This window comes from Moraxella bovis, from assembly GCF_025985205.1.
GTDB classification, from domain to species: domain Bacteria; phylum Pseudomonadota; class Gammaproteobacteria; order Pseudomonadales; family Moraxellaceae; genus Moraxella; species Moraxella bovis.
Map to the genome: position 1 here is coordinate 1,722,944 of NZ_CP087840.1, position 26,708 is coordinate 1,749,651.

A 26,708-nucleotide genomic window follows, 5' to 3' on the forward strand; every position below is an offset into this window, starting at 1 on the left:
TTTTTATAAAAATTTTAAAAATATTTTAAAAACTGGACTGATTGGACAGCCCAGTCTTATAGGTTTTATTTATCCGCCAAAAACAACCAAGTATCCAGCACCGTATCAGGGTTTAGCGATACTGAGCTGATGCCTTGCTCCATGAGCCATTTGGCAAGGTCTGGGTGATCGGACGGTCCTTGACCGCAAATGCCGACATATTTGCCTTGTTTGCGACACGCTTCAATCGCCATGCCAAGCAGTTTTTTGACCGCAGGGTCTCGCTCATCAAACAAGTGCGACACAATGCCACTATCACGGTCAAGCCCTAGCGTAAGCTGAGTTAGGTCGTTTGAACCGATTGAAAAACCGTCAAAATATTGTAAGAATTCATCGGCAAGCAAGGCATTGGTTGGCAATTCGCACATCATGATGACTTCAAGAGAATTCTCGCCACGTTTTAGCCCATTTTTTTCAAGTAATTCAATGACTTGGCGGGCTTCGCCTGTGGTACGCACAAACGGAATCATGATTTTTACGTTGGTTAGCCCCATGTCATCACGGACGTACTTCAACGCACGGCATTCAAGCTCAAAGCAATCACGGAAATTGTCCGAAATATAACGGCTCGCCCCACGGAAACCGAGCATGGGGTTTTCTTCGTGTGGTTCATACAGCTTACCGCCGATTAGGTTGGCGTATTCGTTGGATTTAAAATCACTCATACGCACGATGACAGGCTTGTCTTTAAATGCTACGGCAAGCGTTGAAATGCCTTCGATGAGTTTATTGATATAAAACTCCACAGGCGAGTTGTACCCTGCGATACGCTCAAACACTTGGGCTTGGGTTTCTTGGGGCAAGGTATCCACATTAAGCAGGGCTTTTGGGTGTACACCAATCATGCGGTTGATGATAAATTCTAAGCGAGCCAAACCTACGCCTTCGTTCGGGATTTGGGCAAAGTCAAAGGCACGGTCAGGGTTGCCCACGTTCATCATGACTTTAAAGCCAAGCTTGGGCATACTGGCGACAGAATTTTTTTGCACTTCAAAGTCCAAAATGCCGTCATAAATAAAGCCCGTGTCGCCTTCGGCACACGATACCGTTACCGCTTGACCGTCTGTCAAAAGCTCGGTGGCGTTGCCACAGCCGACAATGGCAGGTACGCCAAGCTCACGAGCGATAATCGCCGCATGGCAAGTACGTCCGCCACGGTTGGTGATAATCGCACTGGCACGCTTCATCACAGGTTCCCAATCGGGGTCGGTCATATCAGACACGAGCACATCGCCGTCTTGAACTTTGCTCATCTCGTTCAAATTCGTTACGATACGCACTTTGCCTGCACCGACACGCTGACCGATAGAACGCCCTTCGCATAGGACTTTTGCCCCTTTTGAGTTGATGACATAACGCTCCATGCTGGTTTTGTCTTGGCGAGATTTGACGGTTTCGGGGCGAGCTTGTACGATGAAAAGCTCATTAGTATCGCCGTCTTTTGCCCACTCAATGTCCATAGGACAGCCGTAGTGTTTTTCAATGATAAGGGCTTGTTTGGCAAGGCGAGTTAGCTCATCGGTATTTAGGGCAAACTGCTGACGGTCGGCTTTTTCTACATCCACGATTTTGGTTGAGCGTTTGGTCGTGCCTTCGTCACCATAGACCATTTTGATGTGTTTTGAGCCAAGATTTCGGCGAACCACAGCAGGGCGATTTTCTGCCAATAATTTTTTGGATAAATAAAACTCATCAGGGTTTACCGCCCCTTGCACCACCATTTCGCCCAAGCCATAGCTTGCCGTGATAAATACCACGTCATTAAATCCGCTTTCGGTGTCAAGCGTAAACATCACGCCAGACGTACCCGTCTCCGAGCGTACCATACGCTGAACGCCTGCCGACAACGCCACGCCTGCGTGTTCAAAGCCTTTGTGTACACGATAGGCAATCGCACGGTCGTTATAAAGGCTTGCAAACACTTCTTTGATGGCAATCAGCACGTTGTCAATGCCATGAATGTTAAGGAATGTCTCTTGCTGACCTGCAAAAGACGCATCAGGCAAATCCTCGGCAGTCGCTGACGAACGCACCGCCACCGCCACATCTTGACCACCTGTAAGCGTATCAAATGCCGTGCGAATCTCGTCTTCTAAGTCTTTTGGCAATGCTTGGGCGATGACCCAGGCACGCACTTTTGCCCCTACTTCGGCAAGTTTTTCGACATCATCAACGTCCAAGCCTTTTAGTTCGGCATTGATTTTGTCAAGTAAGCCCGTTTCATTCAAAAAGCGGTTAAACGCCTCTGCGGTCGTGGCAAAGCCGTTTGGCACAGACACACCAACATTGGCAAGATTGCTAATCATCTCGCCCAAAGACGCATTTTTGCCACCGACAATCTCAACATCGTCTTTACCAAGTTTGTTAAAAGGGATAACTTGTGCCATACGAACACCTTTTTTAATCTATGAAATTTGTCAAATTATAACGATAAATTTGCCAATACTCAATTTTATTTTTTATAAAAATGAGTGTATTTATTATCTAAATACACTCATTTTAACCTTTTAATAAGGCTAATTAGCTCGTTCAATGCGGATAAACCCCCGCCCTTGACCGCCCTGCCCTGAGTTGATACTCGGCACATCATTGGGGATGTATGTCGGAGCGGTGTTAGGATGCGTGGTATTGGGGTACTGCGTGAGGGCTTGCGTTTGTAATGCCAATAACTCATTTGCCAACTCATTGCCTAGACGAGTGTAGCCTGACTGGCTAAAATGCACGCCATCTTTACTGGCAAGCCCGCGATTTATCCATGATTTCATGGTGCAAGAGCCACCCATCACCCCTTGCCAGTCCCAGTAGAGCGTACGTTCGGCTTGGGCGACTTGCCGTTGGGCAGTCTGCACGTCTGTGAGCGTGTCAGGGCGTGTGCCACAGCTACCGCCTGTGCTTTTTAGAGCTTCTGGCGAGCCTAACACCATGACCGCCGAACGTGGGCTGACGGCACGGATTTGGCGGATTTTTTCGGTCAAAGTCGTACGCACGCTCTCGCCTGACACACCATTATAGGCTTCATTGGTGCCATAGGCGAGTACGATGAGCGTGGGGCGAATGGTGGCAAGCTCGCTTTGCCACGCCTGCGTATTCCACCTATTCCAATGCGACAGCTCAGAGCCATTGATACCCAATGCCGACACCACCGCCCCACGCCCACTAGGATTAAACGCCCACCAACCGCCAATCGCCGAGCCTGTGGCATTGTCATTATAAATGGTAAACGGCAAATTCACGTCCACGCTCACCATCTGCCATGTACCATCCTTACGTGCCGTCTCTAACACAAACCGCTTACCATAAGCGTCCACCCCTGTAAATCTACCGTCTGTCGGTTGCTGACGAATGCTCACCCAAATACGCTGAGCAGGTTCTGCCCCTTTTTTGGGTTTTAGAGTGAGGCTTGCCCCATTGACCTTGGGCCTGGCAATCAGTCCGCCCAGCGTATAGTACTCGCTTTGGTTGGTACGGCTAGAAATTGGCGAAAAATCGACATTATCATAGCTAAACCGTGTCATACGCTGACCGCTAAAATACATCGGCATCGCCCAGCCCATGCCACCATCGCCCATCACGCCCTGCAAGCGATTTCTTAGAGCGTCCGTCATGGTATCGCCGGCGGTGTGGCTGTCGCCCAGTTGGACGATATGCACCGAGTGATTTGCCATTGCCTGTGCTAGGGCATTGGTGTTGGGTTCACCAAAGTTGGCTAGATTGGCATGAGCCGATACCGACACGCACGCCATGATTAATAAGGTAGGCTTAAAGCTAAATTTTGTTAAATTCATGAATACTCTTTTTAGTTATCAAATGATAACATCACTCAATGATTAAATAAGATTGCACTTCTTTGGCAAGAATCCGCTGACCATCGCCAGAAAAATGAACGCCATCAGTGCTACGCATTTTAATATTTTTGCCATCTTTTTCAAGATAATCATTGTAAATATTATTGCACCCACCCATAATAGGGCGTGCATCAATCACTTTAACATTATGACGAGCCAGCTCATTCATCATCACATCATTGAGCTGAACCATTTGTTCATTTAATTTATTTTTTTTCATATTTGGCGGCGTTACCCAAATCACACCCACCTGTCTTTCTTTGGCAAAATCCAATATATCTTTCATGCGTGCCTGATATTCTGCTATCCATTCTTCGCTATTAAATTTTAGGTATTTTCCCTGTTTATCTGGCATATCCCAAGGGTCATTTGCCCCAAGCATGATGATGAGTACTTTAATATTGCTATCTGACCTCAAAGTATTTTTAATGGTGCTATTCCAATCAAAGAATTTAGGATATGCCAAGCCGGTACTTTGTTTGCTAAGATTGACCGAATCTACGCCTAAGCCCTGTAGATATTTTTGCATATGTGGGGCAATGCCCTGCATCATCGAATCACCAGCAAAAAATACCTTTTGGCTTTTATTTAACGTTAAGGATTGTTCTAATTCATTTTGGGCTTGATTTTCTTTTAGAGCTTGGGCTTTTAATTGTCTTTCTTGCTCTTGGCGTAATTGCTCTTGGCGTGCTTTTTCTGCCATTTGGGCTTTATAAGCAGGGGTATAGGCATAATTATCATTAAACTCATCAATCATACTTTTATTCATATTGTCGATATTATTGGCAATATTATCATGCAAGGTATATAACCTATCGCCAATATTGCCCCCTTTTTGCCATAAAGAGTGATTGATTAGATTTAATGGACTAGGCTGATGATAAGTTTGTAGATAATAGGCATTGATTGATTTTTGCATTATCCAAATACCCATGACGGTAGATAATACCAAAAACATGAGCGTGTTAATAAAGGATTGTTTGAAATTATCATCTGGTTTAATTACTTCATTATCCCAATCATCACTATCTTCTTGATAAATGATTTCTTCGTCTGTATTTTCTTTATCAATGATTTTTGTATCAATATTTTTATCTTCTTGATTAATGTCATTTTGACCATCAATATCAGCCTTGTCAATATGACTAATCTCATCTTGTTTGTGTTCGCTCATGATAATACCTTTTATCTTATCTTTTAGAAATTTGCATAAATAAAACCGGGAATGCCAGACGGAGCCAAAATTACCACCGCCATAAATATCATAAAGCACAACACATAAAAAATCACACTTGGCATTTTAAGTATCAGCCGACCGAAATTTTTTTGATGACGATGAAATAATGGATAAACCAGCCATGCAAATGCCAATATCGCCAATAGATAAAGCGGATTATTGGTCGATGCTACATTAATATGATTAAAAAATAAAGCATTAAAAACCAATAATGCCTCATCTAATGTTGTCGCTCTAAAAAACACAAAAGCAAATACCACAAAATGCACAGTAATTAATACGCCTAGCGTTTTACCAATGATGCCTGTATTTGCCAAAAAATTACGCCCTTTGGCATGACCGCTTATTTTTTGGCAAGCCAAATCTCCAATATTTAATAAAGCAATGGCTAAGGCGTGTAACAACCCCCAAAAGAAAAAGTTAAAGGTTGAGCCATGCCAAATTCCTGATAACACCATCGCAATAATAAGATTAAGCTGGGTAAACCAAAAACCTTTTCTACTTCCGCCTAAGGGAATGTAAATATAATCTCGTATCCATGTTGATAAACTAATATGCCATCTGTCCCAAAAATCTCTAATATTATGAGCCAATAATGGGGCATTAAAATTCATGGGTAAGCGAAAACCAAGCAACAACCCAAATGCCACCATCATCTCACTATATCCTGAAAAATCCAAAAATAATTGCAAGGTATAACCATAAATGGCAGTCAATACTTCCAAGCTGTGGAATCCTGCAGGATTGGCAAAAACGGGATTAACCCAATTATCCGCCAAATATCCTGCCAACCACCATTTTTTGGCAAGGGCAAGCACAATCAAGGCAAAGGCGATTTTTGGGTATAATAATTGGCGTGACTCTGGCTCATTTAATTGGTCATACATCCCACAAGGCTTACCCATAATATCAATCAAACCTTTAGTGTCATTAACACGGGTAATCGGACCTGCCGAAATTGTGGCAAGAAACGAAAAGTGCGTTAATGCTTGCCAAAAATATAAATAAGAAATAGGATTTTCATTATTTTCATCTTGTTTTTCTTGCTCACTTTGTTTAGCTTGTTCATTTTTTTCATAAACCACGCTTTGTCGGTAAAGCGTTACCAAATAACTAATGGCTTGAAATGAATAATAAGAAACACCCAATGGAAAAATAATATTTGCCATAAGTCCCGTATTATCTAATTGCCACATCTCTAAAGCACGACTAATATTAGCACGGAAAAATTCATAATATTTAAATACAGATAAATTTATCAAAGTGATGATAATACCCATCGTCATCCACGTTTTTTTGTGATGACTGATGATGATTTGCCGAGCAATGGCATAAATGACAATGCTAAAAACAAACAGTATGCCAACTGCCATCATGCCCGCCATCAAATAAATAATGGCATGGCTGATAATGAGCAACAGCATATTTTGAATGTCTGGTCTTTTTTTAAATGCCCAATAAAGCATAAAAAATGCTATGAACAATAAAGCAAATTCTACCGATAAAAATGAAAACATTACAATCCTTGGTCATAAACCATCTGAGAAATCATGAATACATCTTACCAAAAGATGTAATTGTTATTATGGTTGATACCGTCTTTTATACATCTACACTTTTTATATTTACAAAAATAAACTTATTTTAACAAAATTACCAAAAATTCGCAATGGGATTTCTTGCACTTTTATGCTGTTTTATTAATAGTTATTTGCTTGCCACGTTCTTTGCTCATCATACCGCAGTTGATAATTTTCTCTACAAAACCCCCTGTTTTTGTGCTATACTCTCATTTAAGTTTACCCATGTATGGCACAGGACATAAAGGATAGCCATGTACGTTCACACCCCCACACCCAGCCAACAAGACGAGCAGGCGAATCAAACCAAGCAGTTTAAAGCCCCCGAGATACTTCGCAGTGCTTTTTTTATCTCCGACGGCACTGCCATCACTGCCGAGACACTTGGACGATCACTGCTTAGCCAGTTTGGCAATGTCAAATTTGACGTCAAAATCATCCCCTATGTGGACACTCCCGAGTTGGCTCATGAAGCGGTCAAACGCATCAACGAAGCTCATCGTTTATCAGGACTTAAACCCTTAGTTTTTGACACCATCGTTAGCGATGAGATTCGCAATATCATCAATGGGGCGGACGCCACCAACCTTGACATCTATGAAGGGTTAATTACCCGCATTGCCAATGAAATAGGCGAGGCCCCTGACTCCCATGCAGGCATGGCACACGGACAAGTGGACAGCGAAGACTATAAGGCAAGGATTGACGCGGTGCATTTTGCCTTGGATAATGACGACGGGGCAAGAACCAATCACTATGATGGGGCAGACATCATCCTAGTTGGCTTATCACGCTCAGGCAAGACCCCCACAAGCCTATATCTTGCCTTGCAGTTTGGCATTCGTACCGCCAACTATCCTTTGACTGAAGATGACCTAGATAGTAGCAATCTACCCAAAGTGTTACAGCCCTATCGCCACAAACTGTTTGGTCTGACCATTGACACCGAACGATTGGTGCGTATCCGTCAAGAGCGAAAAGCAGGCTCTCGCTATGCCTCCCTTGCCCAGTGCCAAGAAGAACAGCGTGCCATCCAAGCCATCTACACCGCCCAAAAAATCCCCAACCTTAATGTATCAGAAATGAGCGTTGAAGAGATTGCCACACGGATTTTACAAATTACAGGTTTGGCACGGCGGATTGGCTGATTTTTAAAATATTTAAAACTGATAAACCCTGAGAAAAATATGAAACATCACTCTTTGTTGCTCTTACCCCTAATACTCATCATCTCTTTGAGTGCGTGCCAAAGTCGTCCGCCCGTACCTGAGCCACGTTATATCCCTAATGTCGCCCTAAATGCCAGCGAAACACTAGAAGTCATGCCTTATCGCAGTGCTTGCCATTCTGCCACGCCCATGCAATGCCTACTGGTCAAGCCCGTCGGGGCAGATGATGATAAGCTGTTCGGTATTGGCTATAATGACATCATTGGCTTTACGCCAACTGTTGGCACCGCCTACACCATCAAGGTGCGTCAAGAGATAGACCAAAATACTGGTAAACCCACAGGACTGTGGCAGTTAGATGAGATTTTAACGCAAAATATTCGTTAATTAAAATAAACAAAAAGGTAATATCATGACCAAAACCAACCCCACCGAGAAGGCAGGTAAATCCCCAAACCCTGCCAAAAATGAGACCAAGGCAGAACACGCCATCAAAGAACAAGCCAAACATTCCGCCCTACCCGAAGCAGAAATCAAAACCCCTGACAGCACAAACACGCCAGCTCATGAAGAGCATGACCTCAGTCACCCGCTAATTAGCCCTCTTGACGGTCAGCGTATTGCCATCGCTCCCCAAAAACGCAAAGCCCGTCACGGCTTTGAATATGACGCTGTGGTGCTAGGAGCAGGGCCTGCTGGTGAAGCAGCAGCGATGAAGCTTGCCAAATCAGGACTCAAAGTGGCAGTCATCGACCCCCGTGACCAAGTAGGCGGTAACTGTGCTCATGTCGGCACCATTCCCAGTAAGGCGCTTCGCCAATCGGTGTTTAACATCATCAGCATGAGACGTGACCCCATTTTTAGCTCATTTACCGACAACTTTCAGGTTCCCCTAAATAAGGTGCTAAGCAAAGCACGGCGAGTGATTGCCAGTCAAGTCAATACCCACAAGCTATTTTATGAGCGTAACCGTGTTGAAATTATCCAAGGTTGGGGGCGTTTTATTGACAAAAACACCCTAGAAGTTGAACAGGTTCATGGCGAAGGTGCCAAGACAGTTACCTTTGAAAAGGCAGTCATTGCCGTGGGTTCACGCCCCTACCGTCCTGACTTGCTTGACTTTGACCACCCCCGTGTCTTTGATTCGGACAAGATTTTGCAAATGGACTATGTCGCTCGTAAAATCATCATCTACGGAGCGGGCGTGATTGGCTGTGAGTATGCGTCCATCTTTACAGGCTTAGGCTATGTCGTTGATTTGATTAATAACAAAGAACAGCTGCTAAGCTACCTTGATGATGAAATCTCAGACGCCCTATCGCACGACTTTCGTCAGTTTGGCGTGCGTATTCGTAGCAACGAAGAGATTGAACGCCTAGAAACTTTTGATGACTGCGTGGTCTTGCACCTAAAAAGCGGTAAAAAAATCAAATCCGACGCCATCCTTTGGTGCAACGGACGTTCGGGCAACACCGACGGGCTTAACCTAGAAGCGGTTGGCTTATCTGCCAACAGTCGTGGACAGCTTGAAGTTGACCAAACCTACCGCACCAAAGCTGAGCATATCTATGCCGTGGGCGATGTCATCGGCTGGCCGTCTTTGGCGTCCGCTGCCTATGACCAAGGGCGAAATGCCGCCGGCTTTATGGTGGGTGACAAACACGCCGAGTTTGTCAATAGCGTGCCTACTGGCATCTATACCATTCCTGAGATTTCAAGCATTGGGGCGACCGAAGAAGACTTAACTCGTGACCAAATCCCTTATGAAGTCGGACAAGCCTTTTTCAAACATCTGGCTCGCTCCCAAATCATCGGTGAACGTTCAGGCGTACTAAAAATCTTATTCCACCGTGAAACTTTGCAAATCCTAGGTATTCACTGCTACGGCAACCACGCCTCCGAGATTATCCACATCGGACAAGCGGTGATGAAATGTGGTCACACGCTAGAATACTTCATCAACACCACCTTTAACTACCCCACCATGGCAGAAGCCTATCGTGTGGCAGCGTTAAATGGCATGAACCGTATTTTTTAAAGCATTACAACCCATAAGGCACATCAAAGAACGTGCTCAGCACGTCCTCCCTACGTCCACATGGTTAAATTGTGATAACTTTAAATACCGCCCATCTTATTCGCTTTTTATTTTTATTTTTATAAAACCACAAAAAATCACCCCAACACAATTTGGGGTGATTTTTGATTTTGGTTAAAAATTAGTTAAAACAAATTATTTTTTAGCGGCTTCCACTTGAATGTCAATGCGGACATTTTTTGCCATGCCGACATTCACTAAATAATCCATGCCCCATTTAGTGCGGTCAATGGTCGTGCTAAAATCACCGCCACAAACTTCAGTTTTTGCCATCGGACTGTCATAGCAGTTAAACTTATTGGCATGCAGACGAACAGGGTGCGTTTGACCAAGTAGGGTAAGTTTGCCATCTACTGAGCTTAGTTTGCGTGCTTTGCCCTTGCCTGTGTAGTTGAACTTGGTAGATTCAAAACGCATGGTGGAGTATTTTTCAGCATCAAACAATCAGCACTCAGCAGATGTTCGGTAAACTCCTTAGAGCTTGATTGTAGATTTGCCAATGGCAACTCAATGTCAATCTTACCCGTGCGTTTGGCTTTATCAAACTCCATCTCACCTGTCAGACCATACACACCGCCCACGTTGGTGCTGGTTTTAAAATGATCAATAGCAAAACGGGCATTGGTGTGAAATGGGTCAATCTCATAAGTGGCGGCATTTGCCATGCCTGCTAGGGCGACAAGAGACAGTAGGGCTAGCTTTTTCATAACAACTCCTTGGGTTTGACGAATAATGTTATTGGCACAACACCAATGCGATAAATTCTAACAAGACTGATTAGGAAAAACAAGCACGATTAAGAAACGCATTGTCAATGTTTGGTTAATGATACATCAAGGTTTATCCGTTTGGCTTGCCTACTCCGTCTTTTGACCTGCTGTCTCTTTGCTTGCCGACTCTTGGCTTACTGTCTCTTGGTTCGCTGTTTTGGCTGTCTGCTTAGGCAGGTATTCCTCTCGGATAATGCCTTGCAATTTGTCATAAGCAATGACAAGCTCCACAGTTCCCATGGCATAAGGACCCAAATGATAAGGTGCGTACGAGAACACCAACCCATCTTTACCAAAATAGAAATCTTCACTCACATCAAGTGGATAAGTCTCCATATGCCCCGCTATCTCTTCTTTGCTCATCTCATGCCCTTTTAGATAGCTTTGGTATGCATCGCCCATCAAGTCAAACAGCTCTGTCCTACGCTCTGAGTCAAACACTTGGATGTCAGCTAGGGTGATTTGGCTTTGCAAATCCATGTCAAACAAATAATAGTTCATCACCGCCATGCCGTGAGCCCCACCCAAATAAGTATCATGCATTACTGCAAACTGTGCCACTTGGTTGTGCATGCCCAGATATTCAGGGGTAATGCTCCACGAATAGCCCAAAGATATCTCATCTTGGATTTGTGAACGGACAAAATCATCCAAATCACGACGGAATTTGACAAGCTCAGGATTGTCATCGCCCGTCATCTCACGACGCATGATGTCATTTATCCAGCGTGGTTCGATTTTTGCCATCGTTATATCAACGCTCGGGCATTGGATGGTGTTTTCATCCCAATTCTCAGGCAATTCAGACACGCAGTTATTTGTCACATCCTTTGGCAGGGTATAGTCTAATTTTTGTATCGCAAAGCTGACCTTTTTACCATCTTGACCGCTTACTTTGGCAAGACTACTATCAATCGCTTTTAGTGTCTCGGTTGCTGTCATTGGCTCATTGGCAGGCATGACTTGGTTTTTTTGAGCATCTAGATATTCTACTTGATTGTTTTTGACTGTTTCATCTTGACCACAAGCAGTCATCAACACCGCCAAAGCCAGCACCAATATTTTTTTCATCATCTCACCCTTTTTAAATTAAAACCGATAGAGTGTGTTGAAAATTGGTATTTGCAATGAAAAATGGGAAAAATCGCACGTTTTTCAAGGAAAAAACTTGAGGTTGATAGTTATTCTATCAGACAAGTTTTTGACGATGAAAAACAATCCGACCACTTAAACGGCTAAATTTTTAAGATTTTTACTTAATTTTTTAAATTAAGTGGTCGGATAGCCATTTTTCATGCAAAAATCAATCAAGGCCTTAAACCCCTACCAAGTTTAAATAAAATGTTATCAATGTTCAACACGCCCTAACATTGTAAAGCAAAATCAATCACTTGGCAAATAAAAAAGCCCACAATCACGGGCTTTTTGTTAGATTGACAACCTTACAACGCCTGCACCACTTTATCACCCATGTCCGCACAGCCAACCAAAGTCGTGCCGTCTTCATAGATGTCCGCCGTGCGATAACCTTGTTCTAGCACTTTTTGTACCGCCTGTTCTACCTGTTTGGCACGGGTTTCGTCATTGAGACTATACCGCAAAAGCATTGCCAATGATAAAATGGTCGCCAAAGGGTTTGCCTTATTTTGCCCTGCAATGTCAGGGGCAGAGCCGTGGCTTGGCTCATAAAGCCCTTTGCCATTTTCATCAAGGCTTGCCGATGGAAGCATACCAATAGAGCCTGTTAGCATAGACGCTTGGTCGGATAAAATATCGCCAAAAATATTGCCTGTGGCAATCACATCAAACTGCTTGGGGTTTTTGACCAGTTGCATAGCCGCATTATCCACATACATATGCGACAATTCCACATCTGGATACTCTTTGGCAACTTCATTAAAAATTTGTTTCCATAATTCGGTTGTTTCTAATACATTGGCTTTATCCACGCTACACAGTTTTTTATTTCGCTTTTGGGCGGATTCAAAGGACACTTTGGCAATACGGCGAATTTCACTCTCACTATATCGCATTGTATTAAAACCTTCACGCTCGCCTTTGTCATTGGTAATAATTCCGCGTGGCTCGCCAAAATAAATATCGCCTGTCAGCTCTCGGACAATCAAAATATCAAGCCCTGCCACAACATCGGTCTTTAAGGTGGACGCATTGGCAAGTTCGTTATAAAGAATAGCAGGTCGCAGATTGGCAAATAAATTCAAATCTTTACGAATTGCCAAAAGCCCTCGCTCTGGGCGTAATGCTCTCTCCAAATTGTCGTATTGTGGCGAACCCACCGCCCCTAATAGCACCGCATCGGCTTTACGCACGATTTGTTGGGTCTCGCTCGGATAAGGCGAGCCATAAGCGTCATAGGCTTCTCCGCCCAATTTGGCGTATTCGTAAGTGGCGTTTAAGCCGTTTTTAATCAATTTATCCAACACTTTAACGGCTTGGGATACAATTTCAGGACCAATGCCGTCGCCGTTTAGGATTGCGATGTGTTTTGTCATTTGACATTCCTTTTAAAAATTTATTAAAGTTAATTAAAAACCCGATTAAACACTTAATCAAAAAATAATCAAGCCGTCAATTCCTTAAACACCCAAGGACGCTCATTTTTAGCTTTTTCTTCAAAAGCACGAATGTCATTGGCATTTTGCAAAGTCAAGCCAATATCATCTAAACCATTTAATAAACAATGTTTACGAAATGCGTCTACTTCAAAATGATATTCTTTACCACTTGGCGAGATGACTTTTTGATTTTCCAAATCTACCGTTAATTGATAGCCGATATTATCAAAACATTCTTTAAACAGTTCATCAACTTCGCTTTCAGACAAAATCACAGGAAGCATACCGTTTTTAAAGCAGTTGTTATAAAAAATATCAGCAAAACTTGGGGCGATAATCGTGCGAAAGCCAAATTCATTCAACGCCCACGGTGCGTGTTCACGGCTAGAACCGCAACCAAAATTGGTGCGAGCAAGCAAAATGGTTGCCCCTTGGTAGCGGTCTTGATTTAGCACAAAATCAGGATTTTTGGGGCGTGCATTGATATCTTGCCCTAAAAAGCCTTCGTCCAAATAACGCAGTTCATCAAACAAATTATCGCCAAAACCTGTGCGTTTGATGGACTTTAAAAACTGCTTGGGGATAATCAAATCGGTGTCCACATTGGCACGGTCTAAGGGGGCAACAATGCCGATTTCGGTGGTGTATTGTTTCATAGTTTTTTGCCTTTTTAAAGTTTAAAGGGGTTGATTATTTTTACGCCATCAATGATATGCCCATTATGCAAATCTTCGGAATATAATATTGAACAATTCATTCTTTTTGATGCACAAACCATTAAAGCGTCCCATAAAGTTAAATGATGTGCAATACTAATTTTAATTGCCTCTGCAATTAAAGAAAAATCGGTATGAATAAGTGGCATTTGTGCCATTTCGTGTACGATTTTTTCCATTGCCACCTTGTCTTGTTTAAGTTTTTTGGTTGTTACCGAAAAGAACTCTTGCAAAACCTGTGTGGACATCATAATATTGATTTGACTGTCTTTTTGCAAACCCAAAACAAATTGGCGAGCCTGCTTGCTTTTATCAATACAACGCTTATCAATCGTATAAACCCAAATATTTGTATCAATAAAAACATTAACGCTCATAAATTTCGTCTCTTGTCCAACCACGGTCGTCAGAGTTGGATAATACAACGCCATTTAATTCGCTTTCCTTAAAGGCTTTATCCGCTATGGCAAAAATATTTTCTATCCAGTTCTCATCGGTTTTATCCTGTGTAACTAATAATTGCCCCAATTCAGAATTGGATTGCAAAAATAATAATTCATCAACAGATTTTTGATAAACATCTTTTTGCAATTGCTCAATGATTTGGATTTTAACCCCATTATCCAAATGCTGTAATGTTTGATAATGTTGTTCAAATAATGACATTGGCATTGTATAACTCCTATTTAATTTACCAACTATAATAAGCCGTCAAACTTGCCGTTGCCAATGCTTTGCCATTTAAATTAAAGCCCAATACCGCAGGGCTTATGGTATTTGGCAAATCAAGCGTTTCATTTAACGCATAAAGGGTAAAAATATAACGGTGTGGTTTATCGCCTTGTGGGGGAAATGCCCCAATAAAGCCGTCCAATCCTGCATCATTTTTTAATTCCAAAATGCCATTGCCAAAATTATTTGAACCATTTTTAGGTAATTTATTCCAATCAGCAGGAATATTAAACGCATTCCAATGCCAAAAACCACAGCCCGTTGGTGCGTCTGGGTCATACATGGTTAAAACAAAGCTTTTGGTGTCAGCAGGTGCGTTCGCCCATTGTAATTCTGGGCTGATATTATTGCCTGTAAATCCCCAAATATTTGCCACATAGTCATTAGATAAGGTGCTACCCTCTGCAATATCGGCACATTTTAGCACCATTTCGCCTTGTGGCTGAGCAGGTTGGCGGACTTCTAAATAAGGGTTTTGAGCTAGGTCATTCATACAATTTTCCTTTTTGATTGGTTTTAAAGCTAAATTTCACTAAGAATGATTAAATTTAAATTTACTCGTAACGCCCCCTATTTCTAAAATCATTATCAATATATGAATTTACTTTATCTTGAAAATCATACCTATCCTCTGGGTTATTCCAAATACTATCAAGTTCAGCCAAAAATGCCTCGCAACCCTCCAAAAATGATTGGCTATGGCTATGACAATCCGAAACATCTTTTGGGTGATTTTCTTTAGCCCATTCAAATCCAGCCTCATGCCCAGAACAATCTTGTGAACAGTCGCTACCATCTTCAACATCTAAATAGGATTTTTTATACAACTCATCTTGCTCAATATTTATATAGGTTTGCTTCGCAGAAATATAAATCTCTCTTGCTTCTTGTTCATTTTGTTCTTTAATGTACAAATAACCAATCAGCATTAATGCAACCAAACCAAAAACAAATAACCCAAAAAGGTCTTTACTCTCACCTTCAGTCATTTAAAAAAATCCCTCCATTTTAAAAATAAGACAATCATACCACAGATTGCCTTATTTTTCACGCCTTACGCCACCGACCGCACATCCACAAAATGCCCGTGAATCGCTGCCGCCGCCGCCATTGCAGGGCTAACCAAATGCGTCCGTCCGCCATTGCCTTGACGACCTTCAAAGTTACGGTTAGAAGTGCTGGCACAATGCTCACCTGATTGTAGTTTATCGGCATTCATCGCAAGGCACATAGAACAGCCTGGTTCACGCCATTCAAAACCTGCGTCCAAGAAAATCTTGTCCAAACCTTCGCTTTCCGCTTGTTTTTTGACCTGTCCAGAACCTGCGACAACCATTGCTTGTTTAATGGTGCTCGCCACTTTTTTGCCTTCTACGATTTTGGCGACTTCTCGCAAATCTTCAATGCGAGAATTGGTACACGAGCCGATGAACACACGGTCAAGCGTAATCTCGCTCAAAGACTGCCCTGCCGAGAGGCCCATATACTGATAGGCACGCGTCCAGTCATTTTTTTGCACATCGTCTTTTGCCATATCAAGCGTTGGCACATTGGCGGACACAGGAACGACCATTTCAGGCGAAGTTCCCCACGAAATTTGTGGTTCAATCTCATCGCCATTTAACACCACCACCACATCAAAATGAGCATCATCATCTGATGTTAAAGTTTGCCAATAAGCAACTGCCTTATCCCAATTCTCACCAGTTGGGGCATAAGGGCGACCTTTAACGTATTCAATCGTTTTTTCATCAACAGCCACTAAGCCAACACGAGCACCGCCTTCAATCGCCATATTACACACAGTCATACGCCCTTCAATGGACATATCACGAAATACTTGTCCACCAAACTCAATGGCATAGCCCGTCCCGCCTGCCGTGCCGATTTTGCCAATAATCGCCAAAATCACATCTTTGGGCGTTACGCCTTTGCCAAGTTTGCCGTCCACCCGTACAAGCATATTTTTCATTTTCTTTTGGACAAGGCATTGTGTGGCAAGCACGTGCTCTACTTCACTTGTACCAATACCGTGAGCCAAACAGCCCAAAGCCCCGTGCGTGGCGGTATGACTATCACCACACACCACCGTCATACCAGGTAAGGTCAGCCCCTGCTCAGGCCCAACCACATGAACGATGCCTTGGCGTTCGTCATTGATGCCAAATTGTACAATATCAAAGGCATTGCAATTATCATCAAGCGTTTTGACTTGAATGCGAGAAGTATCATCTTCAATGCCCGAAATGCCCTGCGAGCGTTCTTTGGTGGAAGTGGGGACATTGTGGTCGGGCGTGGCAATATTTGCCGAGAGTCGCCAAGGGGTACGTCCCGCCAAAGTCAATCCTTCAAAGGCTTGGGGGCTGGTTACTTCGTGCAATAATTGACGGTCAATATAAATCAAAGACGAGCCATCATCACGCTGTTTGACCAAATGGTCGTCCCAAAGTTTGTCGTAAAGGGTTTTGCCTGCCATTGTTATTCTCCAAATTAAAATGGTCTGGGTATGGTAAATTTTAAAAGATTATAACACACTTTAAAAATAACAATAATTTATAATTTTTATGGTTTATTTAACTTTTTGGAAAAATTTTTTTGGCATGATAATCTTGCCACTTATGATAAAATAGCCCAAATTCCAACGCATTGTTTTTATGAAAAAATACCTAGTCACTGCCTTATTGCTCGGCTCGCTCACACCCCCAGCTTATGCCTGTGCCCTGCCCAAAAGCCATTATAAAAACGTCAACTGTACCGCACGTTCGGGCGTGTTTTTGGCGGTCAAAGACAATGGCTCACCCGTGGCACTTTTGAACAAAAAAGGCAACACAACAGCCGATTTATTCGCTTATGACGCGGTGCTGGGCTCGGAGTTTAGAAGTGGGCTACTCCCCGCCCTAAAAAACGGTAAAGTCGGCTATATCAATGACAAAGGCAAAACCATCATCGCCTTTAACTACGACCGCATGAATGGCAACCAATGGGCAAGGGGCGTGCAGGGCGAACGTATCATCGTCAAACAAAACCGTGGCTTTGGCGTGCTAGACACTCGGGGCAAGGTCATCGTCCGTCCCGAGCGAGCCATCAGCCACATCAGCGACTTCTCCCAAGGTCTTGCCACCGTTACCGCTGGCGGTAACACCTACACCATCGACAAAAACGGCAATCGCACACAGCAAGCCCCCGACCCATCGCCCACCCCAGAGCTGACACCTGCCCAAAGCAGTCTGCCAAACCCTAGCACACACCTAACACTCACGCCAAGACAACAAGACGGCAAATGGGGCTTTGTCGATGATAAGGGCGTACCGATGATTATCTACGCCTTTGATGATGTCCGAGCTTATAGTGAGAATCTGGCAGGGGTACGCATGGGCGATAATTGGGGCTTTATTGATAAAAGCGGGCAACTGCTCATCGATTTTCGTTTTCATAAAGACGGGTTTATCTTGGACAGCCCCAAAAATCCCGAACTGCCCGAACCGTTGATGTTTAAAAACGGCAAGGCATGGATTGGCAATCTAAATAATGGCGACAAACTATGTATCAATTCGCAAGGGGTCAATGTAGCTTGTTAGGGTTTTTGATTTTAAAATACGCCATTATTTTAAATCCGACCAAGCCCACATTTGGGCAGATACTTTTGTACCAAAACCCCATCAATCATGCTAAAATACCAACCCATCTGATGTGGCTATCTGTGCATTTTTTTAAAATAGGATTGTTTGCACACTCTGCCCGTCAGACTATCCCATTTAACAACCCATTTTTATGCACGGTAAAATAAATTTATAAGGACTTTTATGATTAGTATTTTTGATATGTTTAAAATCGGTGTTGGCCCTTCAAGCTCGCACACGGTCGGCCCGATGGTTGCCAGTGGGCGGTTTTTGGCACTGTTAGATGAGCGATTGCATGGCGATTTTAGTCCGATTACAGGCATTACCATAGAGCTGTACGGTTCACTGTCCGCCACAGGCAAAGGACACGCCACCGATACCGCCACCTTGCTTGGGCTACTCGGACACGCCCCACGCACGATAGACACCGAACGCACGGACGAGTATTTATCAGACATACACACGCACCAAAAGATGAACTTGGGCGGTCGTCATGTTATTGATTTTGATGAAACGACCGACATCTTGTGGTATAGCGATGTTACCCTGCCCCAACACCCCAACGGCATGACACTCATCGCCACCTTAGGCGATGGCACTCGTATCAGCGAGACTTACTTTTCTATCGGGGGCGGATTTGTTGTGGATAATGACGAATTTAAAGCCCAAACCGCACAAGAGCAACTAGATACCCCCAAAAAATCGCCCTACCCTTATCCCTTTGAGCTAGGAGCAGACATCGAACGGCTGTGCCACACGCATGGGTTTAGTATCAGCGAGCTTATGCTTCATAACGAAACTGCTGTCCGAGACGAAGAAGAAGTTAAAGATTATCTTAATGACATCTGGGCGACCATGCGGGCGTGTGTCAATGCCGGCTACCAAAAAGACGGTATCCTGCCCGGCGGTCTTAACGTCAAACGCCGTGCCAAAGCCTTATATGACCAGCTTAGCAAAGAATACAGCAAAGCCGATGGCGGACTGCTTGCAATGGACTGGGTGAACCTGTATGCTCTGGCGGTCAATGAACAAAACGCCTCGGGCGGGCGGGTCGTTACCGCTCCCACTAACGGAGCGGCGGGTATTATCCCTGCGGTACTACACTACTATCAAGGCTTTATTCCGTCATTTAGCTATCAAGGCGTGCGTGAGTTTTTGCTCGTGGCGGGGGCGATTGGGGCATTAATCAAACAAAATGCGTCCATTTCAGGGGCGGAAGTTGGCTGTCAAGGCGAAGTTGGCTCTGCCTGTGCGATGGCAGCAGCAGGACTGGCTCACGTCATGGGCGGTACGGTCGCCCAATGTCTAAACGCTGCTGAGATTGGACTAGAACATAACTTAGGCCTGACCTGTGACCCCATTGCAGGACTGGTGCAAGTGCCTTGTATTGAACGCAATGCGATGGCGTCCGTCAAGGCGATTAACGCCGCTCGCCTTGCCCTGCGTGGCGATGGCTCGCACCACGTCTCACTAGACAAAGCCATTTTGACCATGAAAGAGACCGGACTTGACATGATGGACAAATACAAAGAAACCGCTCGTGGCGGGCTTGCCATTCATGCCGATAACCGCATTCCTGTGGCAGTGGTCGGTCATGTGGGCGTGGGATTTAGCCAGTGTTGATGACACCAATAATCTGTAAAAACCTCACCCGTTATTTACACTTTGTTTAAAATAAAACTCTAACCATTCATAAGGCGTAAAAGTCAAAGTTTTTCCTGTAATCTCATCTTTTTTGGTTAAAGATGAATGTGGTCTAACAGTGTTATAGAAATTAAGAAATCTGGTTAATTCTTGCTTTCTATGTTCACTGCTGACAAACTCATGTTGATGATGCCAAAGCTCTATTAATGTTCGTATCTCCTGTTCAGCTTTGCCATTGGTTTGTGGTCTGCCTACTTTGGTAAATTTTTGGTTGATGTGGTTATCATAACATACTTTGACAAATTCATGCTGTGTTGTGCCTTTAAATTCAGTGCCATTGTCAGAGTAAATAACATCAATTTGGTAAGGACAAGGTTCTATCACTTGCTCTACCAGAAACTGTGCTGCACCAAAGGCTGTTTTGTCAGGCAGTATGGCAGCATACAGTTCACAAGAATAGTCATCTACGGCAACAAACAGATATTCTCTAGGACTGTTTGTACTTTGTCCTTTAAGTAAAGGTAAGCGTTTGGCATCTACATGAACCATCTCACCAAAATAGGACTTGTTGTATCGCTTGGCTTGCCTTTTGAGTTTGTCTTGAATGGATTTTTCAACCTTAGCCAAGCGTTTAATGCCATACTTGGCTTGTTTAAAGCGATTATTGGTACTGGTTTGAGGCTTAAGGAGTTTAATGCGAGCAAGTTTTAAGACCTTGTAAATGGTAGGTCTTGATACTTTGTACTCGAGTGCCAGTGAAGTCACTGATTGCTTGTTCTTATGGTAAGCAGTTCAAATGGCTTTCCTATGGTGGGGAAGCAGTCTTGTGTTTTTGTGGGCATTGTTAAACTAAAATACATAATTCAAAGTTCCATTCCACTTAGCAAACAGTAAGTTCAAAGTGTTTTCTATCATTTTCTCGGATTTAGAATAACATTTTGATTTTCTTCTAAATCTTGCTGTGAAATGCCTAATGGGACTATTATAGCCCTCTATGGTAAAAGTTTGAGCTTTGCTTGTCATATGTTTTGATTTTGGAATGACTTCAAGGTAAGATTTCCAGTAGTCACTACAAAACAGTTGAATGTTATGGATGTTCAATTGATTGTAAAGCTGTTTAAAGGTGTTGGTGTCTCGTCTGCCACAAACAAAACCTAAGATTTGTTTTGTTGTTCTGTCAATGGCAAGCGGGGTCCAGCAAGCGTTTTTTATGCTTGGTGTAGCTATGAATCTCATCAAGCTCAACGATATCTATCGCTTGATTGCTATCTTGTTTGATTTGATGTTGTTCGCCAAGTTTTTTAACCCATTGATAGACTGTGCCATAACTAATACCTAATATGCGACCAATTGAACGAAAGCCCAAACCTTCTAGATACATATTGATTGCCATTTGCTTGGTTGCTTCGCTTTTATGATGCGTTGGTTTATGTACTGAAAAGTAATGATTGCAACCTTTGCACTTATAGCGTTGTCTGCCATTGTTAAAACCTGCTTTGACAAAGTGTTTGTGCTTACATTTAGGACAACTATCAAATGTTTCGTTCATTGGTTTTTACTCTATGGTAAAGTATTGAGTTATTTTAACTTATGTATTTGTTTTTGACAATACCAAAAGACGGATATAGATGTTTTATTCCGTCTTTTGCTTTATCCATCTTGCTTTGCCAAATATGTAAATATCATTGCCAAAACTCTCATAACTGTGTACAATGACAACAAATTTTTACCAATAAATACTCATGACTCATCCTGTAAAAGCCCTGCTAGACCACCCTGCTTTTCGCCTGTCCGCTGTGGCTGTTGCCATTATCACTCTGCTATCCTGTGCTTCAGCTCCTCAAACACCACAGCGACCCATCGTGGTTGAGACACCAACGACCACACCTACCCCATCTCGGGTGGTCATTGTCAAACCCCAAACACCCACAGCCCCAGTAACCACCTCCACGCCCACGCCTGCCCCATCGGTAGAAAATCGCTACTATGGCAGTTTTGGCGACTGGAAAAGCGATTTCATCACTCGCACCATCGCCAGCGGTCATGCCTCTCATGCGGTGCATGGACTGCTAGGCAGTGCCAGTCTTAACTCACAGGTCATCAGCCTAGACGGTCGCCAAGCCGAATTTGCCAAAATGCCGTGGTCATACGTCGAGTCCGCCGTTACCTCAGGGCGTGTCTCTGATGGCAGAGCCAAACTGCGTGAATACCCCTCCCTACTCTCACGAGCCGAAAGCCAGTATGGTGTCCCCAAAGAAGTGATGGTCGCCATTTGGGGTATTGAGTCCTCATATGGGGCAGCAACAGGCTCAACCGACTTAGTTGATGCCCTATCTAGTCTTGCCTTTGATGGTCGCCGTCGTGAGTTTGCCGAAGGCGAACTGCTTGCCATGTTACAGATGATAGAGCATGGCGATGTCAGTCGCTCACGACTGCGTGGGTCATGGGCGGGGGGCATGGGTCATACCCAATTCATCCCCTCCACTTGGATAAAATACGGCGTGGACGGTAACGGCGATGGACAAAAAAACCCATGGACAATCTCGGACGCTCTCACCTCCACCGCCCATTATCTAGGGGCGAGCGGTTGGGTGTCAGGCGTGGACGCTTTTTATGAAGTTCGCCTGCCGACTGGCTTTAACTACCAACTCTTAGGACAAAAACAATCCCTAGAATCATGGAAATCCTTAGGCGTGGTCTCTGCCAATGGCGAGTACTTTGGCGGTCATGCCCAAGCCGAGCTGTGGCTCCCTGCTGGCGTGAATGGCCCCGCCCTACTACTCACGCCCAACTTTGATGTTATCAAAGTCTATAACAACTCATCTAGCTACGCCCTAGCCGTGGCAACCCTTGCAAAACGTATCGCTGGCGGTGCTGGCATTAGTGGCAACTGGCCACGCCACGAACAGCCCCTGTCTCGCTCAGAAGTCATTCGCTTACAAGAAACCCTAAACGCCAAAGGCTACTCTGCCGGCAAAACAGACGGCGTGGCAGGGGCGAACACCTCTCGTGCCTTTGCTCGTTGGCAAGCGGATAATGGACGCATTCCTGATGGCTTTATCACCCAAAACTCGGTGCGTGGCTTGGTCTGGTAACATAAAGTCGGTGCGTGATGTACCGACTTTTATTTAAATCATTCATCATGCGGTTAAGTTATCGTTGCAAATGATAACAATTTAAAACTTTTCATCTTGATAAAAATCTGTTAGATTATAGCACTTTTAACCTTTGGAGCTGTTATGAAAATCAAATCCCTACTACTGCTTAGCACCCTATTTTGTGCCAGTGCCTTTGCCACACCGAGCAATCAATCACTAGAAGAACTTGCCAAAATCATGCCTTACGAATCCACATTTTACCAAGCGGTCGTTGCCCCCCTTGAAATGGAACGCATGGCAATCGCTCAGGGCATGGCACAGGACAACACACTCACCGACGATCAACGCAAAAAAGCCCTAAAAGCCTTTGACGACTATGCCGAAGGGCTTATTAAAAGCCTAGACACCAAAGCGACCAAAGACGGACTTAAAAAATCCTACCTTAACGCCGCCAAATCGTTTAGCCAAGCCGAAGTGGACGCCATGATTGCTTTTTATGGCAGTAAAGACGGGCAAAGCGCCTTAAAAAAACAAGATGCCGTCTTTGAGTCCTATATGAAAAGTGCAGGCGAGAACAACAAAAAAACCTTAGAAACTTACGAAAACAAACATCTTAAAAAAATGCAGGATGATGTTAAAAAGATTTTGAATAAATAGGGCGTGTCTGCCATCACTTGCAAATCCTTATCATAGCCCCCATTATGATAAGGATTTCTTTTATAAAAACAACACCATGCCAAAGCCCAAAACCACTCGTGCCAAAATCACCGAAAGTCAGCTTACCAAACAGCTAGGCGATGACGATAAAGTCTTTAAAATGGTTACGCCCTTTGCCCCCAGTGGCGACCAACCGACCGCCATACAGTCCCTAGTGGACGGGGTCAAGGCAGGCAAAAAAGACCAACTTTTGCTCGGTGTGACAGGTTCGGGCAAGACTTACACCATGGCAAAGGTCATTGAGAGCTTAGGGCGACCTGCCATCATCATGGCTCATAACAAGACACTGGCAGCACAGCTTTATGGCGAATTTAAGGAATTTTTCCCCCATAATGCGGTGGAGTACTTTGTCAGTTATTATGACTATTATCAGCCTGAAGCGTATGTCGTGGCAAGCGATACTTTTATCGAAAAGGACTCCGCCATCAACGACCACATCGACCAAATGCGACTGTCCGCTACTCGTGCCTTGCTTGAACGCCGTGATACCATCATTGTGGCGAGCGTGTCCGCCATCTATGGCTTGGGCGACCCTGAGAGCTACCTAAAAATGCTCCTGCACGTGGTCGTGGGCGATGTCGTGGACAGAACCGCTCTCATCAAACGCTTGGTTGAGTTACAATACGAACGCAACGAGCTGGACTTTGGGCGTGGTACCTATCGCTTGCATGGTGAGACCTTGGACATCTACCCTGCTGAGAGTGAACAGTTGGCGGTGCGGATTAGCATGTTTGATGATGAAGTTGAAAAAATCACATGGTTTGACCCTTTGACCGGCAAAAACATCAAATCCGTGCCACGCATTACCATCTATCCCAAGTCGCACTATGTTACCCCCCGAGAAAAATTAGAAGTGGCAATGGGGACGATTAAAGAAGAGCTTGCCGAGCGGTTAGACTATTTTCGCTCACATGATAAGCTACTAGAAGCCCAACGTGTCAAAGAACGCACCCAGTACGACTTAGAGATGATACAGCAGTTAGGCTACTGTAACGGCATTGAGAACTACTCTCGTCATCTGTCAGGACGACAGGCAGGCGAGGCACCACCCACGCTGTTTGACTACCTGCCGTCTGATGCGTTGGTGTTTTTGGATGAAAGCCACGTTACCATCCCCCAAATCGGAGCGATGTATAAGGGCGATAGAAGTCGCAAAGAAAACTTGGTTAATTATGGCTTTCGCTTACCGTCCGCCATGGATAACCGCCCCATGATGTTTGAGGAGTGGGAGGCGGTTGTGCCAACTCGTATCTTTGTATCAGCAACCCCTGCCCCCTATGAGTTGGAGCATAGCGAGCAAGTGGTCGAGCAAGTCGTTCGCCCCACAGGACTCATCGACCCCATACTAGAAATACGCCCCGTACTCACCCAAGTCGATGACGTGCTGGGCGAGATAAACCTGCGTAAGCCCTTAAACGAGCGAGTGCTGATTACCACGCTCACCAAACGCATGGCAGAGGATTTGACCAGTTATTTAAAAGAATATGGCGTGCGTGTGGCATATCTGCACAGCGACATTGACACGGTAGAACGCATGAAAATCATTCACGAACTCAGAACAGGGGTGCATGATGTACTGGTGGGCATTAACCTACTTCGTGAGGGCTTGGATATGCCCGAGGTGTCGCTTGTGGCGATTTTTGATGCGGACAAAGAGGGCTTTTTACGTTCGGAGCGGTCGCTCATTCAGACCATTGGGCGAGCGGCACGCCATGTCAATGGCAAGGCTATCCTATACGCTGACAGCATTACCCCGTCCATGCAAAAGGCGATAGATGAGACCGAACGCAGACGAGCCAAACAAATCGCCTTTAATGCCGAGCATGGCATTACACCAAAATCGGCAAGCCGTGCCATTACCGACAAGATTGACACGGGCGAGATTGAGAGCGTGGACGCCCCAAAAATTGACGTACCATTTGCCCTAAATGATATTGACGTGGAAATCTTACGCCGTCCTGAGCTGATGATAAAAGAGATTAACCGCCTAGAAAAGCAAATGAAAAAACTCTCAGGCGAGCTAAAATTTGAAGAAGCGATGAGAGTACGTGATACCATGCTGGCGTTAAAAGATGAGTTTAACAAACTGTAAAATACGCCTTTTTGTGGTACACTTAACGGACAACCTAAGGAGCATGCCATGACCCAAATCATCATCAATAGCCCCACCGACAGCAGTTTGTCTATACATGTTGCCACTCAATGCGGACGGTAGTGTGGTGTTTCCTAAGTGGTTGATTGATGACTTAGCCCATTCTCATCGCTTGGTAAGTTTTAAAAACAATCAAAAAACCACCAAAGAAGATGACGTTCTTGCCATGATTGAAAATACAGGCGGACTGCTTGCCCCTTATGTCAAACAACCGCTAACCATTGATGAGATGAATGACGGTATAAACCACCATTTTTCACAAATGAATAAGGCGGAGTTATGATTAGCCTTGATACCAATATTTTGGTGCGTTATTTGACCAAAGATGATACCAATATTTTGGTGCGTTATTTGACCAAAGATGATACCGTGCAATATCAAAAAGTAGTGGCATTATTTCAAAAATTACATACGGATAATGAACAAGATTTTATCTCTTTATTGGTAGTTTTGGAAGTAAATTGGGTATTGGCATTTAGTTATAAAATTCCTAGAAATGAAATTATCCATTCGCTATTAACTTTATTAAATTTTCCTTTTTTAACTTTTGAACAAGCCAATCATCTACAACAAACCTTACTATACGCCCAAAATAATACTTTTGATTTATCTGATTTGTTGATAGCGTGCAAAAGTCGCAGTTTGGATAATTTACCTGTTTATACTTTTGATAAAAAAGCAAGTCGGGCGGAAGGGTTTGTTTTATTATAGAATA

24 protein-coding genes and 1 pseudogene are annotated in these 26,708 nt (G+C 44.0%); 10 read left to right on the forward strand and 15 right to left on the reverse strand.

The window, feature by feature from the left end; all coding sequences use genetic code 11:
* Window positions 1–65: 65 nt before the first annotated feature.
* The 4 genes from ppsA to LP107_RS08590 form a co-directional block, all read right to left on the reverse strand.
* The gene (ppsA, locus tag LP107_RS08575; RefSeq protein WP_115369710.1) at window positions 66–2,426 is read right to left on the reverse strand and encodes a phosphoenolpyruvate synthase; all 2,361 of its coding nucleotides are present in this window, start codon (window positions 2,424–2,426) and stop codon (window positions 66–68) included.
* 129 nt (window positions 2,427–2,555) lie between these two features.
* The gene (locus LP107_RS08580; protein WP_078273492.1) at window positions 2,556–3,824 is read right to left on the reverse strand and encodes a GDSL-type esterase/lipase family protein; all 1,269 of its coding nucleotides are present in this window, start codon (window positions 3,822–3,824) and stop codon (window positions 2,556–2,558) included.
* A gap of 31 nt (window positions 3,825–3,855) precedes the next feature.
* Window positions 3,856–5,058: an SGNH/GDSL hydrolase family protein gene (locus tag LP107_RS08585; RefSeq protein ID WP_078273491.1), complete on the reverse strand. Its 1,203-nt coding sequence runs from the start codon at window positions 5,056–5,058 to the stop codon at window positions 3,856–3,858.
* Between the two features lie 23 nt (window positions 5,059–5,081).
* Window positions 5,082–6,587 (reverse strand): MBOAT family O-acyltransferase, encoded by a 1,506-nt coding sequence (locus LP107_RS08590; RefSeq protein ID WP_264676236.1) that lies wholly within the window; start codon window positions 6,585–6,587, stop codon window positions 5,082–5,084.
* Between the two features lie 368 nt (window positions 6,588–6,955).
* Between LP107_RS08590 and ppsR the strand changes: the two genes are divergently transcribed.
* From ppsR to sthA, 3 genes are read left to right on the forward strand one after another with little or no spacing between them, the layout of a single operon-like run.
* The gene (ppsR, locus tag LP107_RS08595) at window positions 6,956–7,849 is read left to right on the forward strand and encodes a posphoenolpyruvate synthetase regulatory kinase/phosphorylase PpsR (RefSeq protein ID WP_112742139.1); all 894 of its coding nucleotides are present in this window, start codon (window positions 6,956–6,958) and stop codon (window positions 7,847–7,849) included.
* Window positions 7,850–7,888: 39 nt separating this feature from the next.
* On the forward strand, window positions 7,889–8,257 hold the full coding sequence (locus LP107_RS08600) for a DUF4377 domain-containing protein (RefSeq protein WP_112742138.1): 369 nt from the start codon (window positions 7,889–7,891) through the stop codon (window positions 8,255–8,257).
* A 25-nt stretch (window positions 8,258–8,282) separates the two neighbouring features.
* Entirely contained in the window at window positions 8,283–9,908 is a 1,626-nt protein-coding gene (gene sthA, locus LP107_RS08605; protein WP_228157799.1) for a Si-specific NAD(P)(+) transhydrogenase, read from the forward strand.
* Window positions 9,909–10,103: 195 nt separating this feature from the next.
* On the opposite strand, the pseudogene LP107_RS14480 reads toward sthA, so the two are convergent.
* The 9 genes and pseudogenes from LP107_RS14480 to leuC all read right to left on the reverse strand — a co-directional run bounded on the left by LP107_RS14480 (window position 10,104) and on the right by leuC (window position 17,238).
* Window positions 10,104–10,675: pseudogene (locus LP107_RS14480) on the reverse strand (YceI family protein).
* A gap of 150 nt (window positions 10,676–10,825) precedes the next feature.
* A complete protein-coding gene (locus LP107_RS08620) occupies window positions 10,826–11,809 on the reverse strand; it encodes an RsiV family protein (RefSeq protein ID WP_158079606.1) in 984 nt (327 codons plus the stop codon).
* A 371-nt stretch (window positions 11,810–12,180) separates the two neighbouring features.
* Window positions 12,181–13,251 (reverse strand): 3-isopropylmalate dehydrogenase, encoded by a 1,071-nt coding sequence (gene leuB / locus LP107_RS08625; protein WP_078273486.1) that lies wholly within the window; start codon window positions 13,249–13,251, stop codon window positions 12,181–12,183.
* 68 nt (window positions 13,252–13,319) lie between these two features.
* Window positions 13,320–13,970, reverse strand: coding sequence for a 3-isopropylmalate dehydratase small subunit (gene leuD / locus LP107_RS08630; RefSeq protein WP_264676235.1), 651 nt, complete (start codon window positions 13,968–13,970; stop codon window positions 13,320–13,322).
* A gap of 14 nt (window positions 13,971–13,984) precedes the next feature.
* Window positions 13,985–14,407 carry a PIN domain-containing protein gene (locus tag LP107_RS08635; RefSeq protein WP_264676234.1) on the reverse strand — a complete coding sequence of 141 codons (423 nt, stop codon included), beginning with the start codon at window positions 14,405–14,407 and terminating at the stop codon, window positions 13,985–13,987.
* Window positions 14,397–14,702: a hypothetical protein gene (locus tag LP107_RS08640; RefSeq protein WP_078273483.1), complete on the reverse strand. Its 306-nt coding sequence runs from the start codon at window positions 14,700–14,702 to the stop codon at window positions 14,397–14,399. The genes LP107_RS08635 and LP107_RS08640 overlap by 11 nt, the downstream gene beginning before the upstream one ends.
* 19 nt (window positions 14,703–14,721) lie before the next feature.
* The gene (locus tag LP107_RS08645) at window positions 14,722–15,255 is read right to left on the reverse strand and encodes a YbhB/YbcL family Raf kinase inhibitor-like protein (RefSeq protein ID WP_264676233.1); all 534 of its coding nucleotides are present in this window, start codon (window positions 15,253–15,255) and stop codon (window positions 14,722–14,724) included.
* Between the two features lie 61 nt (window positions 15,256–15,316).
* On the reverse strand, window positions 15,317–15,751 hold the full coding sequence (locus LP107_RS08650; RefSeq protein ID WP_264676232.1) for a hypothetical protein: 435 nt from the start codon (window positions 15,749–15,751) through the stop codon (window positions 15,317–15,319).
* Window positions 15,752–15,816: 65 nt separating this feature from the next.
* Window positions 15,817–17,238, reverse strand: a complete 1,422-nt coding sequence (gene leuC / locus LP107_RS08655) for a 3-isopropylmalate dehydratase large subunit (protein ID WP_264676231.1) — start codon at window positions 17,236–17,238, stop codon at window positions 15,817–15,819.
* Between the two features lie 178 nt (window positions 17,239–17,416).
* On the opposite strand from leuC, the gene LP107_RS08660 reads away from it, so the two are divergent.
* On the forward strand, window positions 17,417–18,340 hold the full coding sequence (locus LP107_RS08660) for a WG repeat-containing protein (RefSeq protein WP_078273478.1): 924 nt from the start codon (window positions 17,417–17,419) through the stop codon (window positions 18,338–18,340).
* A gap of 225 nt (window positions 18,341–18,565) precedes the next feature.
* Entirely contained in the window at window positions 18,566–20,005 is a 1,440-nt protein-coding gene (locus LP107_RS08665) for an L-serine ammonia-lyase (RefSeq protein WP_078273476.1), read from the forward strand.
* 24 nt (window positions 20,006–20,029) lie between these two features.
* Here the strand turns inward: LP107_RS08665 and LP107_RS08670 are convergent, their stop codons facing one another.
* Both LP107_RS08670 and LP107_RS08675 read right to left on the reverse strand, forming a co-directional pair.
* Window positions 20,030–20,791 (reverse strand): integrase core domain-containing protein, encoded by a 762-nt coding sequence (locus LP107_RS08670; protein ID WP_208624034.1) that lies wholly within the window; start codon window positions 20,789–20,791, stop codon window positions 20,030–20,032.
* A gap of 84 nt (window positions 20,792–20,875) precedes the next feature.
* Window positions 20,876–21,575 (reverse strand): IS1 family transposase gene (locus LP107_RS08675; protein WP_228157684.1). Its coding sequence is split into 2 segments (ribosomal slippage): window positions 20,876–21,230 and window positions 21,229–21,575, totalling 702 coding nucleotides; the frame shifts between segments, so codons are not numbered across the junction.
* Window positions 21,576–21,768: 193 nt separating this feature from the next.
* Here LP107_RS08675 and LP107_RS08680 point away from each other — a divergent pair.
* From LP107_RS08680 to LP107_RS08700, 5 genes are all read left to right on the forward strand, one after another.
* Complete coding sequence (locus LP107_RS08680; protein WP_078273445.1) at window positions 21,769–23,121, forward strand: lytic murein transglycosylase; 1,353 nt, start codon at window positions 21,769–21,771, stop codon at window positions 23,119–23,121.
* 144 nt (window positions 23,122–23,265) lie between these two features.
* Window positions 23,266–23,781: a DUF2059 domain-containing protein gene (locus LP107_RS08685; RefSeq protein WP_078273446.1), complete on the forward strand. Its 516-nt coding sequence runs from the start codon at window positions 23,266–23,268 to the stop codon at window positions 23,779–23,781.
* 76 nt (window positions 23,782–23,857) lie between these two features.
* Window positions 23,858–25,933, forward strand: a complete 2,076-nt coding sequence (gene uvrB / locus LP107_RS08690; protein WP_112742134.1) for an excinuclease ABC subunit UvrB — start codon at window positions 23,858–23,860, stop codon at window positions 25,931–25,933.
* A gap of 97 nt (window positions 25,934–26,030) precedes the next feature.
* Window positions 26,031–26,276, forward strand: a complete 246-nt coding sequence (locus LP107_RS08695; RefSeq protein ID WP_112742133.1) for a hypothetical protein — start codon at window positions 26,031–26,033, stop codon at window positions 26,274–26,276.
* Window positions 26,273–26,704 (forward strand): PIN domain-containing protein, encoded by a 432-nt coding sequence (locus tag LP107_RS08700; protein WP_112742132.1) that lies wholly within the window; start codon window positions 26,273–26,275, stop codon window positions 26,702–26,704. The genes LP107_RS08695 and LP107_RS08700 overlap by 4 nt, the downstream gene beginning before the upstream one ends.
* The last annotated feature ends 4 nt before the right edge of the window (window positions 26,705–26,708 follow it).